At 50.8% G+C, this 15690-nt stretch carries 14 protein-coding genes, 2 tRNA genes and 5 pseudogenes; 9 read left to right on the top strand and 12 right to left on the bottom strand.

Translation table 11 applies throughout. The features are described 5' to 3' along the window. Positions 1-6: 6 nt before the first annotated feature. Positions 7-1185 carry a formate-dependent phosphoribosylglycinamide formyltransferase gene (gene purT / locus JWF83_RS24280; protein ID WP_413653071.1) on the bottom strand — a complete coding sequence of 393 codons (1179 nt, stop codon included), beginning with the start codon at positions 1183-1185 and terminating at the stop codon, positions 7-9. A 137-nt stretch (positions 1186-1322) separates the two neighbouring features. Between purT and JWF83_RS24285 the strand changes: the two genes are divergently transcribed. The 3 genes from JWF83_RS24285 (at position 1323) to JWF83_RS24295 (ending at position 4720) form a co-directional block, all read left to right on the top strand. Further along, positions 1323-1676 carry a YebG family protein gene (locus JWF83_RS24285; RefSeq protein WP_413653072.1) on the top strand — a complete coding sequence of 118 codons (354 nt, stop codon included), beginning with the start codon at positions 1323-1325 and terminating at the stop codon, positions 1674-1676. A gap of 118 nt (positions 1677-1794) precedes the next feature. Beyond that, entirely contained in the window at positions 1795-2454 is a 660-nt protein-coding gene (locus tag JWF83_RS24290) for a tellurite resistance TerB family protein (RefSeq protein WP_413653073.1), read from the top strand. Between the two features lie 202 nt (positions 2455-2656). Continuing rightward, the gene (locus JWF83_RS24295) at positions 2657-4720 is read left to right on the top strand and encodes a prolyl oligopeptidase family serine peptidase (RefSeq protein ID WP_413653074.1); all 2064 of its coding nucleotides are present in this window, start codon (positions 2657-2659) and stop codon (positions 4718-4720) included. On the opposite strand, the gene exoX is transcribed toward JWF83_RS24295, so the two are convergent. The 3 genes from exoX to JWF83_RS24310 form a co-directional block, all read right to left on the bottom strand. Beyond that, positions 4721-5380 (bottom strand): exodeoxyribonuclease X, encoded by a 660-nt coding sequence (exoX, locus tag JWF83_RS24300; protein ID WP_413653075.1) that lies wholly within the window; start codon positions 5378-5380, stop codon positions 4721-4723. A 27-nt stretch (positions 5381-5407) separates the two neighbouring features. After that, positions 5408-6151, bottom strand: coding sequence for a carbon-nitrogen hydrolase family protein (locus tag JWF83_RS24305; protein WP_413653076.1), 744 nt, complete (start codon positions 6149-6151; stop codon positions 5408-5410). Positions 6152-6224: 73 nt separating this feature from the next. Then, a complete protein-coding gene (locus JWF83_RS24310) occupies positions 6225-6455 on the bottom strand; it encodes a DNA polymerase III subunit theta (RefSeq protein ID WP_413653077.1) in 231 nt (76 codons plus the stop codon). Positions 6456-6617: 162 nt separating this feature from the next. Here JWF83_RS24310 and yobA point away from each other — a divergent pair, with 162 nt between their 5' ends. From yobA to JWF83_RS24325, 3 genes are read left to right on the top strand one after another with little or no spacing between them, the layout of a single operon-like run. After that, complete coding sequence (gene yobA, locus JWF83_RS24315; RefSeq protein WP_413653078.1) at positions 6618-6995, top strand: CopC domain-containing protein YobA; 378 nt, start codon at positions 6618-6620, stop codon at positions 6993-6995. Between the two features lie 3 nt (positions 6996-6998). Further along, positions 6999-7877 carry a copper homeostasis membrane protein CopD gene (gene copD / locus JWF83_RS24320; RefSeq protein WP_413653079.1) on the top strand — a complete coding sequence of 293 codons (879 nt, stop codon included), beginning with the start codon at positions 6999-7001 and terminating at the stop codon, positions 7875-7877. 51 nt (positions 7878-7928) lie between these two features. Next, positions 7929-8270 (top strand): YebY family protein, encoded by a 342-nt coding sequence (locus JWF83_RS24325; RefSeq protein WP_413653080.1) that lies wholly within the window; start codon positions 7929-7931, stop codon positions 8268-8270. 375 nt (positions 8271-8645) lie between these two features. On the opposite strand, the pseudogene JWF83_RS24330 reads toward JWF83_RS24325, so the two are convergent. Further along, positions 8646-9326 (bottom strand): annotated as a pseudogene (locus tag JWF83_RS24330) (tyrosine-type recombinase/integrase); the annotation flags it as partial. Positions 9327-9341: 15 nt separating this feature from the next. Between JWF83_RS24330 and JWF83_RS24335 the strand changes: the two are divergent. After that, positions 9342-9874 (top strand): annotated as a pseudogene (locus JWF83_RS24335) (oxidoreductase); the annotation flags it as partial. Positions 9875-9896: 22 nt separating this feature from the next. Here JWF83_RS24335 and JWF83_RS24340 read toward each other — a convergent pair. Further along, a pseudogene (locus tag JWF83_RS24340) lies at positions 9897-10052 on the bottom strand (phage tail protein); the annotation flags it as partial. A gap of 492 nt (positions 10053-10544) precedes the next feature. Here JWF83_RS24340 and JWF83_RS24345 point away from each other — a divergent pair. Next, positions 10545-11555: an acyltransferase family protein gene (locus tag JWF83_RS24345; protein WP_413653081.1), complete on the top strand. Its 1011-nt coding sequence runs from the start codon at positions 10545-10547 to the stop codon at positions 11553-11555. A gap of 302 nt (positions 11556-11857) precedes the next feature. Here JWF83_RS24345 and JWF83_RS24350 read toward each other — a convergent pair. From JWF83_RS24350 to JWF83_RS24370, 5 genes and pseudogenes are all read right to left on the bottom strand, one after another. After that, a pseudogene (locus JWF83_RS24350) lies at positions 11858-12088 on the bottom strand (integrase core domain-containing protein); the annotation flags it as partial. A gap of 44 nt (positions 12089-12132) precedes the next feature. Then, a pseudogene (locus JWF83_RS24355) lies at positions 12133-12224 on the bottom strand (transposase); the annotation flags it as partial. A 138-nt stretch (positions 12225-12362) separates the two neighbouring features. Further along, positions 12363-12436 (bottom strand) — tRNA-Gly (locus JWF83_RS24360). A 2-nt stretch (positions 12437-12438) separates the two neighbouring features. Beyond that, positions 12439-12514 (bottom strand) — tRNA-Lys (locus JWF83_RS24365). A gap of 221 nt (positions 12515-12735) precedes the next feature. Then, entirely contained in the window at positions 12736-13164 is a 429-nt protein-coding gene (locus tag JWF83_RS24370; RefSeq protein ID WP_413653082.1) for a hypothetical protein, read from the bottom strand. Positions 13165-13448: 284 nt separating this feature from the next. Here JWF83_RS24370 and JWF83_RS24375 point away from each other — a divergent pair, with 284 nt between their 5' ends. Beyond that, complete coding sequence (locus tag JWF83_RS24375) at positions 13449-13688, top strand: hypothetical protein (protein WP_413653083.1); 240 nt, start codon at positions 13449-13451, stop codon at positions 13686-13688. Positions 13689-14036: 348 nt separating this feature from the next. Here the strand turns inward: JWF83_RS24375 and JWF83_RS24380 are convergent, their stop codons facing one another. Then, entirely contained in the window at positions 14037-15101 is a 1065-nt protein-coding gene (locus tag JWF83_RS24380; RefSeq protein ID WP_413653084.1) for a glycosyltransferase family 9 protein, read from the bottom strand. Positions 15102-15690: the final 589 nt, after the last annotated feature.

Here is a 15690-nt window from a genome sequence, read left to right on the forward strand (position 1 = left end):
TGGTTGTTAGCCGCTAACCTTGACGCCAGTAGCGCAGGCGATAGCGCGCGCGACAGCCTGATCGATAGTCTCAGCGCTAGCCAGTGCCACACCTAACCGACGCTGACCGCGGATCTCCGGCTTGCCGAACAGGCGCAGCTGCAGACCCGCGCCCAGCACTGCCGTTACTCCGCTAAACTGCACGTTATCACTGTCCAGCTCGGGCAGAATCACCGCCGATGCCGCCGGACCGTACTGGCGGATAGCGCCAACCGGCAAGCCGAGGAAGGCGCGCACATGCAGGGCAAACTCGGACAGGTCCTGCGAAATCAGGGTTACCATGCCGGTATCGTGCGGGCGCGGCGACACTTCACTGAACACCACTTCATCACCGCAGACAAACAGCTCAACGCCAAACAGACCATGGCCACCGAGAGCGATCACCACTTTGCGCGCGATCTCTTCGGCACGCTGCAATGCCAGCTCACTCATCTGCTGTGGCTGCCAGGATTCGCGGTAGTCGCCATCTTCCTGGCGGTGGCCAATCGGCGCACAGAAATGTATACCGTCGACCGCGCTGATGGTCAGCAGCGTAATTTCGAAATCGAAGTTAACCACACCTTCCACGATCACCCGACCCGCGCCGGCACGTCCGCCTTGCTGCGCGTAATCCCAGGCGTGATCCAGCTGCGCGGCGGTGCGAATAAAACTCTGCCCCTTGCCGGATGAGCTCATCACCGGTTTAACGATACACGGAAAACCAATTTCATCGGCGGCCTGCAGGAAGGCATCTTTGCTGTCGGCAAAACGGTAGGTTGAGGTCGGTAGCGCCAGCTCTTCCGCCGCCAGACGGCGAATACCTTCGCGGTTCATGGTCAGACGGGCGGCACGGGCGCAAGGCACTACGCGCTGACCCTGCTTTTCCAGTTCGATCAGCATATCGGTGGCGATAGCTTCGATTTCCGGCACGATATAATCAGGACGCTCTTGCGCGACCAACGCCTTCAGCGCTTCGCCATCCAGCATATTAATCACATGGCTGCGATGTGCGACGTGCATTGCCGGTGCATCGGCATAGCGATCGACGGCAATCACTTCCACGCCTAAACGCTGGCATTCAATCGCCACTTCTTTACCCAGTTCACCTGAACCTAAAAGCATCACGCGAGTTGCGGCAGGGCGCAGCGCGGTTCCAAGAGTCGTCATAATTCCTACCTGAATAGATGAAAAATTCGCGCGCAGTATAAACGAAAACGTTTGCGCAGACATCTGCTTTGCCCGCTTGCTTACAAAAAAAACGACTGATATACTGGATATAAATACAGTTACCTGAGGCAAAAATTATGGCTGTTGAAGTAAAATATGTCGTTGTCAGAAGAGGTGAGGAAAAGATGACGTTTGCCAGCAAAAAAGATGCGGATGCGTATGACAAAATGCTCGATATGGCAGAAGTCTTCTCCGACTGGCTGGTAACCAGTAACGCCGGGCTGGAAGAGCACCAGCTGGAAGCGCTGGGCATGTACCTGGCCGAAAATAAAGATGCGCTGCAACATATTCTGCGTACCAGCAAGATGCCGGAAGCGCCGGGTGAAAGCATTGCCGCGGCGGATTCGGTTGATAATACCGTGACCGACGAAAGCGCAGCCGCGAACGAACCGGCTAAAAGCAAACCGGTACGCGCGGTAAAAGCGGCCTGAGTCCGCCAGTCTCGGGCTGCCTGCGAGTGGCCCAATATTTTCCCGTCTTTTCTTCCCCTTACGCTTCTTGACGCCGGTTGTTTTACTCTGGACTTCAGGTTTTTTTGAGGGACAAGAGATGAATAACTGGCTACAGCAAATTCAATCCGTATTAGGCAATAACAAAAGCAGTGACAGCAAAGGCGGCAGTGAAGCTCTGAGCAAGATGCTGGCACCCGGCGCGCTGGGCGGCCTGGCGGGGTTACTGATTGCCAGTAAGTCGTCGCGAAGCCTGTTAACCAAATTCGGTAAAAATGCCCTGATTATCGGTGGCGGTGCGGTGGCGGGCACGGTGCTGTGGAATAAGTATAAGCAGCGCGTCAGCGAAACCCATCGTGATGAACCGCAATTTGGCCACGGCGAAACCCCGGTTGATGCCCGCGCTGCGCGCCTAATTACTGCGCTGGTGTTTGCGGCGAAAAGCGACGGTCATATCGACAGCGCAGAGCGTCAGGCGATTGAGCAGAATGTCCATCAGCTGGGTATTGGCGCGCAGGGCGAGAAACTGATCCAGCAGGCGATCGATCAACCGCTGGATCCGCAACTGCTGGCACGCGATATCCGCAATGAGGAAGAGGCGCTGGAACTCTACTTCCTCAGTAATGCGGTGATTGATGTCGACCACTTTATGGAGCGCAGCTATTTGCTGGCGCTCGGCGATGCGTTGAAAATTCCACAGGATGTGCGCGATGGCATTGAAAATGATATCCGCGCAGAGAAGAACAAGCTGAGCGACTAAGTGGCTAGCCGCCCGCGGAGTGGCGGCGCGCGCGTTGACTAACCGCCATCGCCAGTCCCAGTTTTCGCTGGTATTGATCCGGCAGAAAACCGCTATGGAGCGCTGGTGCCGCAGGGCACCGGCTTTTTTAATCGTTACCGCTTGGCAATCATGATGTTAGCTGCCACTCTTACAGCATGTCTGTTAAGAAAGTTGATGCCCTATGACTCCGCCAAAAGCAAAAAAAATTCCCCATCTGATGACCCTTCATGGTGATACCCGCCAGGATGACTACTACTGGTTACGTGATGATGAGCGCGAAGATCCGGCGGTGCTGGATTATCTGCATGCCGAGAACGACTATGGCAAGCAGGTCATGGCATCACAACAAGCGCTGCAGGACCAGTTGCTGCAGGAGATGATCGATCGTATTCCGCAGCAGGATCACTCGGTACCTTATGTGAAGAATGGTTTTCGCTATCAGCGCCGTTACGAAAGCGGTAACGAATACCCGATTTATACCCGTCAACCGGCCGACAGCGAAACGCCGGATGCATGGGAAACGCTGCTGGACGCCAATCAGCGCGCCTCGCACAGCGAGTTCTACACCATGGGGGCGCTGGATATCAGCCCGGATAATCAGACCATGGCGCTGGCGGAAGATTTTCTCTCACGGCGCATCTATGGCATTCGCTTGCGTAATCTCAGTAGCGGCAGCTGGTATCCGGAGGTGCTGGAAGATGTCTCTTCCAGCTTTGTCTGGGCCAATGATTCGCGCACTCTCTACTATGTGCGTAAAGACAAAAAGACGCTGCTGCCGTTTCAGGTATGGCGCCATACGGTTGGTGAACCGCAGAGCGCTGACCAGCTGGTGTATGAAGAGCAGGACGATACCTTTTATGTCAGTGTGCATAAAACGACCTGCGAACACTTTATTCTGATTACGCTAAACAGCAGCACCACCAGCGAGATCCTGCTGCTGGACGCTGAATTTGCCGAGGCGGAAGCGCAGGTGTTCTGTGCGCGTCGCAAGGACCATGAATACACCCTCGACCACTATAATCACCATTTTTATGTGCGCTCGAACCGTGAAGGTAAAAACTTCGGCCTGTACCGCACCGACTATAAGGACATGGAACGCTGGGAAACGCTGGTAGCGCCACGCGATCATATTGTGCTGGAGGACTTTCAGTTGTTCCGCGACTGGCTGGTAGTGGAAGAGCGTCAGCGCGGGTTGACCAGCCTGCGCCAGATCAACTGGCAAAGCGGGGAAACCTTTGGTATCGCCTTTGACGATCCGGCCTATGTGACCTGGCTTTCTTATAATCCCACGCCGGAAACCAGTAAACTGCGCTATGGCTATTCGTCAATGACCACGCCGGCCACGCTGTTTGAGCTGGATATGGACAGCGGTGAGCGGCTGGTGCTGAAACAGTCGGAAGTGAAAGGTTTTGATGCCAGCCAATACCGTAGTGAACATCTGTGGGTCAAAGCGCGTGATGGCGTCGAGGTGCCGGTGTCGCTGGTGTATCACCATCAGCACTACCAGCCGGGGAAAAATCCGCTGCTGGTCTATGGTTACGGCTCCTATGGCAGCAGTATGGATGCCGACTTTAGCGGCAGCCGCCTGAGTTTACTCGATCGCGGTTTTGTCTTTGCTCTTGCGCATATCCGCGGCGGTGGCGAACTGGGCCAGCAGTGGTACGACGATGGACGTCTGCTGAATAAATTGAACACCTTTAATGATTTTATCGACATCACCCATACGTTACTGGCACAGGGCTACGGTGATGCACAGCGGCTGTACGCCATGGGCGGCAGTGCCGGTGGATTGCTGATGGGCGCGGTGATAAACCGTGAACCGCAATTGTGGCACGGAGTGGTGGCGCAGGTGCCATTTGTTGATGTGGTGACCACCATGCTGGATGAGTCGATTCCACTGACCACCGGTGAATATGACGAGTGGGGTAATCCGGCGCAGGAGGATTATTATCACTATATCAGCCAGTACAGTCCGTACGATAACGTGCGGGCGCAGGACTATCCGCATCTGCTGGTGACCACCGGATTACATGATTCCCAGGTGCAATACTGGGAACCGGCCAAATGGGTGGCAAAGCTGCGTGAGCTGAAAACCGACGATAATCTGTTGCTGCTCTGTACCGATATGGATGCCGGCCACGGCGGTAAGTCTGGCCGCTTTAAGGCTTATGAAGGGGTGGCGCTGGAGTATGCGTTTCTGATTGGCCTGGCGCAGGATACCCTGTCGCCGCAGCGCAACAGCTAATTAATCTGCCAGATGGCGCAGCATGGCGCTGCGCAAATCGGCTTTCAGATCCGGGATATTTTTCAGCATCCATTGCAGATAGCCCGGATCGCGTTTCGCCACATCAGCAATTTTCTGGCCGCGATATTTACCGAACGGAAAACTGTCGCTGCTGCCAGCGCCCTGCATGCGTCTGGCCATTTGTAATGCATCCCAGCCAGATGTCTCCATAATACGGATTAACAGTGCGGCGGTGACGTAGCAGTCATATAGCGCGCGGTGCGCATGCAGTCCGGCAGGAGGGGTGACATCCAGCCGCAGGCTTTCCCGCAGCGCCTGGTTGCCATACTTAAGGCCTGGCCATAGCGCCCGCGACAGCGTCATCGTGCAGATCCATTCACCCTGCATTTCCGGTAGCATACGGCGGTCGAAACTGGCGTTATGCGCCACATAGTAGCGGCTGCCCTGATAACGGCCGATGGCCTGTTCAATGGGCGGTTTATCAGCCACCATGGCTTCAGTGATACGGTGAATTGCCATGGCCTGACGGCTGATAGGACGGTCGGGACACACCAGATCGCTCATCGGATTGACAATCTGGCCGTCAATAACGTCAACCGAGGCGACTTCGACAATGCCGCCCTGCAGACCGCAAGTTTCCGTATCAATAACGCGTAACATGGCTCACCTTAGTTATCCATTTTGTCGCTAGCCTAACGGATGGACTTCGCCTTGCCAACCCCCGGCGCTGCGGCGCGCGATCATTAACAGCTCACCGTCGCCACAACATATTACCTGGTTGCCATCGGCATCCCATAACGCGCTGCCGCCGGTGCTATGATAACCGCCGCTTGGCGTGGCATGGTTGGCCATCAGTACCGCCATACGATAATCCATCGCCCAGCGCGCAAGATAAACGCAGTCATCGCTATAGCCCTGTTCCGAGATAAGTACGCCGGCAGCATAGAGGTCGGCGCCGGATTCTGACGCCTCGCGTGCAAACTGTTCAATCACGATATCGGCGCACACCGCCAGCGCCACATTACGCGTCGGTACGCCGAATAACGGTCCGCCGTGGCCGGCCTGAAAGAAGGTCTTCTCATGGCCATGCAGCTGGCGCTTGGCATAAGTGAGGCGGGTGCCATCCGGCAGAAAACTCATTGCGGCGATATGTTGCGCCTCCGCAACACGCAGCGGCATACCAACAATAACCGTCATATGGTGCTCACAGGCAGCAGCAGCCAGCAGATCCAGCCGCGGATCTTCGGGTAACAACGAGAGTTCAGGTGCGGCATCCAGCTCGTAGCCGGTGAGTGACAGCTCGGGAAACAGCAGCAAATCGACACTGAGTGTGGCGGCTTGCCGGATATAAGTGATGTGATGAGATATATTTCCGTCAATATCACGTGCGCGGGAGGCATACTGCGCAGCGGCAACACTCCAGAGTGTCATGCTAGCTCCTGAATTCACATTGAGAAGCTGTTATATCAACGCAATTTTTTACTAATCTCAAGATGATAAAATATTATTTTTGTTTGGGTTCATAGGGTAAGCGCGACAGGCTAAGGGAAGTCTGGCGATAATGCATCAGCCGCTGACGGAACCAGTCGCGTAATGCTGCGGGTTGTTCGCGTTCCACCACTTCGGCGATGATCGGCATATTATAGCGCTCTTTAAATGCCACCCCGGCCGCCGCCAGATCGACGCTGACCTTATCTTTCTCTTCCTGCGGCAGTGTCGCCAGATTATGACTCATTTTCTTCTCCTGTTGCTATGCGGCAGAAAGTAATGCAGATCGGCATAATTGGCAAGCGCGGAGGCAGCCGGATAGCCGTTATCGCCTCGACAGCCTGTTTCCAGGAGAGTATTCTTCGACCTCATCGGCAGCCAGGGGGCTGCAGCACTGAAGGACAAGACGATGTTTAACGCAAAATTCTCCCCGATTTTAATCGCCTCTGCGCTTCTGACTACCCTGGTGTTTTCACAGTCAGCCCTGGCGCATGCGCATCTGAAAAATCAGTATCCGGCGGCCAACTCCCGTGTTGATGCCGCGCCACAAGCCCTGACATTAACCTTCTCAGAAGATATCGAGCCGGCATTTAGCGGCCTTGAGATCAGCGGTGCCGATAACCAGCCAGTACCGGTGGCGAAGGCGCAGCGCAATGGCGCCGGGAAAAATCAGCTGATCGTGCCGCTGGAGAAACCGCTGACCAGCGGAAATTACCAGGTGAAATGGCATGTGTTGTCGGTTGATGGTCATAAAACTAAAGGGAACTACAGCTTTAGCGTGAAGTAAGCGATGTCGCTTAGTACGCTATTTGTGGTTTGCCGCTGGCTGCATTTTGCGGCGGTAATGCTGCTGGCCGGTAGTGCGTTTTACAGTGCATTGCTGGCGCCGAAACGTTATAAAGCGCGGCTGGCGCGGCGATTGCAGCCGCTGTTAGTGATCAGCAGCGTTGCGGCGCTACTGAGTGCTATCGCTTTACTCGCCGTCCAGACCGGACTGATGAGTGGCGACTGGCGCAATATTGCTGATGCAGAAACCTGGCAGGCGGTACTGGATACCGGATTCGGCAGCGCCTGGCGCTGGCAGATGGCACTGCCACTGGTGGCCTGCGCCACTTTTGCACTGCGCGACCCACAGCGTCAGCGTATATTACTGCTGGCAGGTCTGGCGCAGCTGTGCGGTCTGGCATTTGTCGGTCACGCCACCATGCTGGAAGGCTGGCCTGGGGCGTTACAGCGCATTAATCATGCGATACACCTGATCGCTTCGGCATTCTGGGTGGGCGGATTGTTGCCATTGCTATTAATGATGGCTGATGCGCGCGATATTGCTCTGCGCAGCGACGCCATCCGCGCGATGATGCGTTTTTCGCGCTACGGTCACCTGGCGGTTGCGCTGGTGATTATCAGCGGTATGATCAACTCCCTGATGATACTGGGCTGGCCACTCACCAGTTTTGCGCTGTACAGCCAACTGCTGCTGGCAAAAACCTTGCTGGTGGCGGTAATGGTGGTCATCGCGCTGGTTAACCGTTACTGGCTGGTTCCGCGTTTTCGCCGGGCAGGGGGGCAGACACAGCAAACCTTTATTCGCATGACCCGGCTGGAACTGTTGCTGGGCTGCGTGGTATTGCTGCTGGTCAGTATTTTCGCCACGCTGGCACCGGCATAATTTATTTTGCGCCTGATCCTTCGGGCGCCTTCACTGAGCTCAGGAAACTCGATGAAAAAACTGGTCTGTTTATTGCTCGCGATGGGCATCAGCAGCAGCGCGCTAGCTGCATCGCAAATCATTACCGTTAGCCGTTTTGAAATTGGTAAAGAGAAGTGGGCATTTGATCGTGAAGAGGTAATGCTGACCTGCGCCAAAAACCACGCGCTGTTTGCCATCAATCCCAGCACGCTGATGCAGTATCCGCTGAATGATAAAGCCAACCAGATGATGCAGGCCGGGCAGGTAAAAGGGCAACCAATCAGCGTGATTCAGATTGATGATCCGAAAAATCCGGGGCAAAAAATGAGTCTGGCGCCCTATATTGAACGCGCCGATAAACTCTGCAACTGATTGATTTACCATAGCCAGCAGCGCCCCTCGCTGCTGGCAAAATCGTCACTATATTAGTCAAAATATTTCAATCTGTAAGGCTGAATTCAGTTTTCTGCCGTAACGATCACATAGTTTACTTCTTTCTTGCATGCTGTTTACAACTGGCTGGAAATCCCTCTTTTTTTGTCTACGCTTTAAAAGGCAAGGCGACATCGCCTGCATTAATGCCAACTTTTAGCGCACGGCTCCACACGAGCCATTTCCCTGGACCGAATATAGGAATCGTATTCGGTCTTTTTTTATCCGGGGTTTGCAAACAACGACTTAGTGTAAAATCAATGGGTTAAACTACCTCCAGTTCTACCCAATACCCCCTCTGTAGACACCCCGTAGTCAATTTGTAGTCACTGATTTTAGCCTTTGCAGTGGGTTTAAATTAATTGCGTCCTCAAGATGGTCTGGTGCGAAATGTGCATAACGCATTGTGACTCTTATATCGGAATGCCCGAGGATACGTTGCAACACGATGATATTACCCCCGGCCATCATAAAATGGCTGGCGAATGTATGGCGTAAAACGTGGCTCATTTGTCCTTCGGGCAGCTCTATTTTTGCGATCTTTAATACCCGATAAAACTGCCGGTAACATTCGGTGAAGAGTATGCCTTTACGCTTGGTGAGTTCGTTATATAGCTCTTGCGAAATAGGGACAGTGCGATTTTTTTTACCTTTGGTTTTTACAAAAGTGATCTTATTCGGAGACAGTTGCGAGGCGCGCAAGCTGGCGGCCTCATTCCAGCGGCAGCCGGTGCTAAGACAGATTTTAACGATCATTGTCAGGTCGGGGTTGGCATGACCACGGCAGGCGCTCAATAATTTATGAATTTGCTCATCAGTAAGCCAGGCCATTTCTTTTTCTGGCACATCAAACTCACGGACATTTTTTAGCGGGTTGGGGTAGTTAACTTCGCCGAGGCGTTCAAGTTCGTTAAATACAGCGCGCAAAAAAGCGTGCTCACAGTTCACCGTACCGATAGACACTTTTAGCGACTTGGTACTGGTCTTGTAGCCGTTCTGATTGACTGGTGCCCGGTATGGATTGGTTATGATCCGTCACATATCGGCGGCAGCGCCGGCTGTGCCGTGTTTGCACCGCCGGTGGTCGCTGGCGGCAAGGTCCATGTGTGTAAACGCCACCGGTGGCGCAGCATGGACTTTGCCGCACAGGCTAAATCGATTAAGGAACTGACGGAAAAATATCACACTGAATATATCGGCGTGATGTCACCGGTATCGGACAGGGGACAGCTGGTAAGGTCGTTTTTCCCGGCGGCGCGTGCAATCCGCTACACCCCGTAAATCAATATCGCAATGGTGCTGAAGGCGAAAGACACCATCGGCAGCCTTGATATGACGCAGGGCACACCGATATCACGCAGTCGTTTATGGCGATCCGCAAAACCATGACCGCCAGTGGTAACAGTTCCACCTATGAAGCCAGCCGTACTGAGGACGCCAGACACGCCGATGTCACCTGGACATCTATGCACGCCTTACTTAACGAACCGCTGACCGCCGCTAACGGTGGAATGAGTCCAAACTTTGTGGAGTTTTATTTATGAGCAAGCGCAGAGACCGCAAGGCATTCGCCACCAAAACCGAAACGGTAAAGCAGCCAGGTGGAAATGCCGTAGTATCTGCATCATCCGCAGTGCACACCATGCCGACAATGGCGGTTGAAACGGTGCGCGTGCCGTCATTAATTTCGACGATGCGGACATCATGATGATAATCAGACATCTGCTCCGTAATAGGGGGCGCTCAGAATGGCGGTTCATAAACGGTTAATCATGTGTTGAACGTCCTGCCGCCGATGACCAAACAAAATAGTAATAGTTACGGTTTTGATAGCTTTTGACAGATGAGGTTTATCTGAAAAAGTCGAGGGTAAGTATCAATAGGGGAGATTTAACTCTGGGAAATATTTTTTTACGGGAACGACAATAGGATGCTGAAAAATAACATATTGTTGTTTATTGCTACCTAATTAAAAAGAAATAATAACCGATTATAGGTGGCGAAATTCTTAATATCATCAGATTGCACGGATTTTAGTCTCTTCTGATTTTTATACTAATCTGATGTAAATGAGATTGGGAGGTTATTGTTGCTTTTTTTGATATGTCAAGTGTGGTAAGTTGTATTTTGTTCGATATAAGACACACTTTTAATTTTTTAAGTGTTATATTTTATTTTTTCTAAAAATTCCTAAAAGTTACTTACAGGTGATATATGCGAGAATCATGGGTTGACTATGCCAAAGGCATAGGGATTTTTCTTGTCGTTTTTGGGCATGTAAATCGGGGGTTATATAGTTCCGGAATTTATATATCTGAAAAAATATATAAAATAATCGATAGCGTTATTTATAGCTTCCATATGCCATTATTCTTTTTTCTTGCTGGTTTGTTTTTTGTTCAATCTATTGACCGAAGAGGGAAAAAGGATTTTTTAATCAGCAAAGTAGATACAGTGATGTATCCGTATGTCCTTTGGTCACTGATTCAGGGTGGTATCGAAGTTCTTCTCTCTCATTACACAAACAGTAAGACCGAAGTGGGTGAGGTGTTATCTTTTTTAACACAACCACGCGCGCAGTTCTGGTTCCTCTATGCGCTGTTTATGATTTTCTTTGTATCTTCGGTTATCTATCAGAAAAAAATTTTTAATAAATACCTTCCTTTATTACTGGTTGTCTCACTACTTATAAATATTTACAATGATAAGTTATTTGGTTATTTTCATTTTAACTATATCACAAAGTATATTTTCTTTTTTATTCTTGGTGTCATCTTCCGCAAGTTATCTGACAGAATAATTATGTATATGAATGGAGTGACATTTTTTATTATTTTTTTCATATTTGTTTTTTCGCAAATAATGTTTCATGGTGTACATGGAAAAACATATATTGTCGCGGGTTTCGAAAATGTGGAAGTGGCAACTATATCTATAGCCTTTATTGTTTTCCTCTCTGTATATATTTCAAGGCTAAATTTTAGAGTGTTGAGGTATTTAGGTGAGTTAAGCATGGTGATTTATTTAATGCATATTATAGCAGGAAGTGGAATGCGTGTTTTCCTTAATAAAATTTTACACATAAATGACTGGTTTGTTCATGTGGCTCTCGGTACGTTTGCCGGGATTATAGTGCCTGTGATCGCTATTTTTCTTCTCAAACGCTGGCACACAGATTTTCTGTTTGTCAGGCCACATCTTCATCTCAAATCCAAAGCATCGTAATAAAGTTATGGCGATGGCCAGTCCCAACGATTTTTTAACTTGCATCTCTACTTTCAATAATTACAGATGAATCGGATACAACTGATTCACATTACATATTCCAAGGCTCTGCAGCCAGAGCCTTTTGCGATCCGACCAACCCGTCAACGTAAACCACGTACTATTTACAACGGAGAATCATTTGTTGTAATCATTGAGTTATTTGTATGTGATAACGCCGTAATCATCTGATCGCGGCGACGGATAGTATCTGCCAGGCGGTAATTCCTCCATTTTTAACAGTACTGATAAGTAGAATCAGGTTAGCGCTGAATGTGCTGCATCGGGGTAAAGCCATTCAGTGCCATATTCGGTCTTTCATGATTATAAAACCACTACCATTGTGTCGCGTATTCCTGCTATTCATTCAGTGATGAAAACAGATGCTGTCCCAGCCAGTTATAACTCACCGTCCGGTTATAGCACTCGATGTAGGCATTCTGCTGCGGTTTTCCCGGTTGAATAAATTTAAGCTCAAAATGTTGTCTTTCAGCCGGCTCATCAGAGCAGCGTCCGGGCCACCAAATTTTGAAAGCTATTTATAGAAACTGGCGCTACTGATGCCATGCTCCCGGCACAACTCCGGGACAGGTGTTCCGGCCTCAGCCTGTTTAAGAAGGCAATGATCAGACTGTCAGTAAAACGTCATCGCTTCACAGAAATCCCCCTGCATTCAGGTCAGGAGAAAATTCTACTTATTCATGCACCGGTTTTTCGGGGGGATTACTCAGACAGGGAAGCTGACGAAGGATTAACTGAAGGAACTGCTGGAGCGGCCAGCGGGAATCGAACCCGTGTCTTCAGCTTGGGAAGCTGAGGTAATGCCATTATACGATGGCCGCGGTGGTGGGTCGTGCAGGGTTCGAACCTGCGACCAATTGATTAAGAGTCAACTGCTCTACCAGCTGAGCTAACGACCCACAGCGGAAAGGATGGTAGCACAAAGTTATCCGCTAATGTTGAGGAATATCAAAGATTTCTACATGTAGCGAAAAAATTGCCTGCGAATGCTGCTCTTTTAACCAGCATAGCGCCGCCACAGAGGGTTCCGCAAGGCAAGGCGCAATAAGAACAGGCACAAGGCCTGTTGTCGCTGTCCAGATTGTCGCCATAACGCTGTTAATACAGTAAGCAGTTATTTTCAAACCGTCTTCACTGATACCGAAACCTCATATCCCAGCAGATACAATGCCTGCTCAAGGGTTTCAACTTTTGACGCATGGGCGACATCTAACAGTCGGTCTATCTGTGGACCTTTATGATTGAGCTTTCTGGCTAAGTCAGCCTTACGGGTTCCGGTCTGGATCATGGCGTTATGCAGCGCCGCTTTCAGGCAGGTCAGCACCGGCAGGTGCACGATAAATTCCCCTGCCACAGCCGGCTCCGGCTCCGGAATCGGGATGCGGGATTCAATGTATTCGCCAATCGCCGCGGTTAAACCCTCTATTGCTTCCAGCTCAATATCATCTTCGCTGAAAGCTTCGGTTTGTAGCGCATTGAAGTCGCGGAAACTGATTGCGTAACTGCCGGTTTCCTCGTCGAAGTTCACCGTTGCCGGAAATGTAAACATGTTGCACCTCATTCTGCTATGGCCTTTTGACTACGTGTCGCAAACGAGGACGCATAGCCTTGATTTTCCTGTTACTTCTGGCATTCTCAGCATCAGAGTCTGCGGGGAGTCAGTGGGTTGCCTAAAACGTCCTCTTTGCTGCCGCAGCATAGTGTAACAACATATTGGATGTAAAATAAAACAAATATGTTGTATTTACTCTCGCCATGGTAAAGGCAAATGGCGGGCTGCCGCACCAGGAACGTGGCATAAGCAACGGATCATAACGTTTAAAGGGTTGGGATATGGAAACCATATTTGGTTTACTGGGTTTGATTCTGGGCGCATGGGCAGTACGCAGCATCTGCCTTAAACCACAAAGCGGCGTTAGCAAGTGCCTTAAGTCGATTGTTGCCGCTGCGTATTTTCTTGGCGCCGGTGGGTTAGGGGGCACTCAGGTGGATAAAGCGCCGGTGGTTATTGCGCTGCTGTTAATCGGTGCTGCGGTGGTGGCGTATTCCAATCACCGGGATAAAACCGCTTAGGATTTTGGGTAAATTACGCGGGTGCGGTGATTTACCGATTATCACGTCGTTAGCCGCTACCTCACAAGCACCGTTACGCCATTTCTTAGCGCTCAAAGCGCCGATTTCTGTCCACTGGCTCCCTGAGGCTCCAGCGATGCTTGTACTTCACCGTAGGTCTGCCGAAAGTGAAACACATGGTTTTTGCTGACAAGCGTGGCTTCTTTGGGTACAGATCCTGTTTACCGGATAGCGGCTAATTTACGCGATCTGTTATTACAAGACGCCGCCACGGGCGGGGGGATATTGACGGTATAAGTCACGGGGGATAAATGCTCCCGGTATCTGTTGCGCGGGAGCCAGTGGTGCTTACTGCGCGGTGGCTATCACCGTTTCACGCAGTTGCAGGAACTGCTCTTCAACCATATCAACCGTGATATCGCCAACGTTACGTGACTCGGCAGAAATGATTTTATGCGGTACCTGCCAGGGGCCCCAGAACCAGGCTTCGCTGTTACCAAACAGCGCCACCACAGGTTTACCCAGACCGGCGGCAATATGCAGTGCGCCACCGTCACTGGTTAGCATCTGGTCGCAAAGTGATACGGCAGCCATTAATTCGCGCAGCGTATTGGTGACGACCGGCGTCAGTGCCAGATCTTTGCAGCGGTCGATAATATACTGTGCTTTTTCGTCATCGCCAGGATGCTGCTGATTGTCCGCGCTGCCCGGTGACCAGAACAGCAGGAAATGGCAGTTCTGCTCGCGGCCAAGGCGGTGAGCCAGTTCAATAAATTTATCTGCCTGCCAGCGTTGCATCGGCTTACGCGCGCTAATCTGCAAACCATATAGCGGAATACCGCTCGGCAATGCCAGACTCTGCACCGCGTTTTCCAGTTCCTGCGGTGTCACATACAACTCGAGGGAGCCCGGTTGCTGCCGGATATCTAAAACCTCGGCAAACTGATTTAACAGCTCAACGATATGGATCTGCTGCTGCGTCGGGGGAATGCAGTCGGTGATTGCCGCCGGGGCATTCTCGCCGATGGCGATAATACGTTTGGCGCCAGAGAGTTTCGCCCATTGCAACGGCCGTTTATCCCACTGTTCGCGGGCAATAATCGCCACGTCATAGCCGGCACGACGAATATCGAAGATAGTTTTCAGTCGCCGGAAGATTACGCCGACAGACGACTGACCCGGCTGGCGATGATGCAGCTTGCTGTAGATATGAACTTTACCTACATGGGGGTTATGTTCAAGAATCGGCTGGTTGTAAGTGTTGACCAGTACATCAATCTTGCAGTTTAAGCTGTTGGCGAGCGTCGCGATAAGCGGAGTAGTGAGGATCAGATCACCAATATTGTCGCGACGGATTAGCAGAATTTTCATTTCACTTAAGGCATCGAAATTAGAGAGCTCTATTTCTAACACAACTCAGCGACTCAATCTGTATTTTCAGCAACCTTAACGTACTCTTTTACATAAACTGCCAATAAAGCCACTGATTGAGTGGCCCGGACAGGCAGTGTGCTGAAAGAGCCGTAGCTTGTGTTCTGGTTGATTATTATCAGGCTATGTAATTAAACAACCGCCATCCATACAACTGCCACCAGTGTCCAGAAGATGGCACAACTGATAAACACCATTGTCCATGCGGTTCGTTTAGTAACCATTACCTTCTCCCTTATTTAAGTCGATATTTCAAATAGGTAGCACAGCGGACTGCCGCTGTGCTACAGAGGCCCATCTATGGATAACGGCTGAAATTCGCAAAACTTAAGTGTTTTTGCAAAAAACAGTGTAAATCTGCTGATATGGGTATCTCTGGTCAGTGTCGTAACGACGAAAAGTGGACTGGAATGGGGAGCGATCAACGCGTTAGCTGATTGGGATTATTATTTTTAGCGGAAAAAAAACGCATCCGTCTTATCTATGTTTGTTAAATGTTTCTGATGATTTTATTAAGTATGGCATGTCTTAAACCCTGTCGCCATATTTCAGTTTAAACAACATGACAACG

This window comes from Pantoea sp. B65, from assembly GCF_047308185.1.
GTDB lineage: Bacteria > Pseudomonadota > Gammaproteobacteria > Enterobacterales > Enterobacteriaceae > Erwinia.

Excerpts from the sequence above, each read along its gene's own strand:
- exoX (WP_413653075.1), bottom strand. The coding sequence starts at position 5,380 with ATGTTACGCGTTATTGATACGGAAACTTGCGGTCTGCAGGGCGGCATT.
- JWF83_RS24370 (WP_413653082.1), bottom strand. The coding sequence starts at position 13,164 with ATGTTTACATTTCCGGCAACGGTGAACTTCGACGAGGAAACCGGCAGT.
- copD (WP_413653079.1), top strand. The coding sequence starts at position 6,999 with ATGTCGCTTAGTACGCTATTTGTGGTTTGCCGCTGGCTGCATTTTGCG.
- JWF83_RS24305 (WP_413653076.1), bottom strand. The coding sequence starts at position 6,151 with ATGACACTCTGGAGTGTTGCCGCTGCGCAGTATGCCTCCCGCGCACGT.
- JWF83_RS24375 (WP_413653083.1), top strand. The coding sequence starts at position 13,449 with ATGGAAACCATATTTGGTTTACTGGGTTTGATTCTGGGCGCATGGGCA.
- JWF83_RS24345 (WP_413653081.1), top strand. The coding sequence starts at position 10,545 with ATGCGAGAATCATGGGTTGACTATGCCAAAGGCATAGGGATTTTTCTT.
- JWF83_RS24310 (WP_413653077.1), bottom strand. The coding sequence starts at position 6,455 with ATGAGTCATAATCTGGCGACACTGCCGCAGGAAGAGAAAGATAAGGTC.
- yobA (WP_413653078.1), top strand. The coding sequence starts at position 6,618 with ATGTTTAACGCAAAATTCTCCCCGATTTTAATCGCCTCTGCGCTTCTG.
- purT (WP_413653071.1), bottom strand. The coding sequence starts at position 1,185 with ATGACGACTCTTGGAACCGCGCTGCGCCCTGCCGCAACTCGCGTGATG.
- JWF83_RS24325 (WP_413653080.1), top strand. The coding sequence starts at position 7,929 with ATGAAAAAACTGGTCTGTTTATTGCTCGCGATGGGCATCAGCAGCAGC.
- JWF83_RS24295 (WP_413653074.1), top strand. The coding sequence starts at position 2,657 with ATGACTCCGCCAAAAGCAAAAAAAATTCCCCATCTGATGACCCTTCAT.
- JWF83_RS24290 (WP_413653073.1), top strand. The coding sequence starts at position 1,795 with ATGAATAACTGGCTACAGCAAATTCAATCCGTATTAGGCAATAACAAA.
- JWF83_RS24285 (WP_413653072.1), top strand. The coding sequence starts at position 1,323 with ATGGCTGTTGAAGTAAAATATGTCGTTGTCAGAAGAGGTGAGGAAAAG.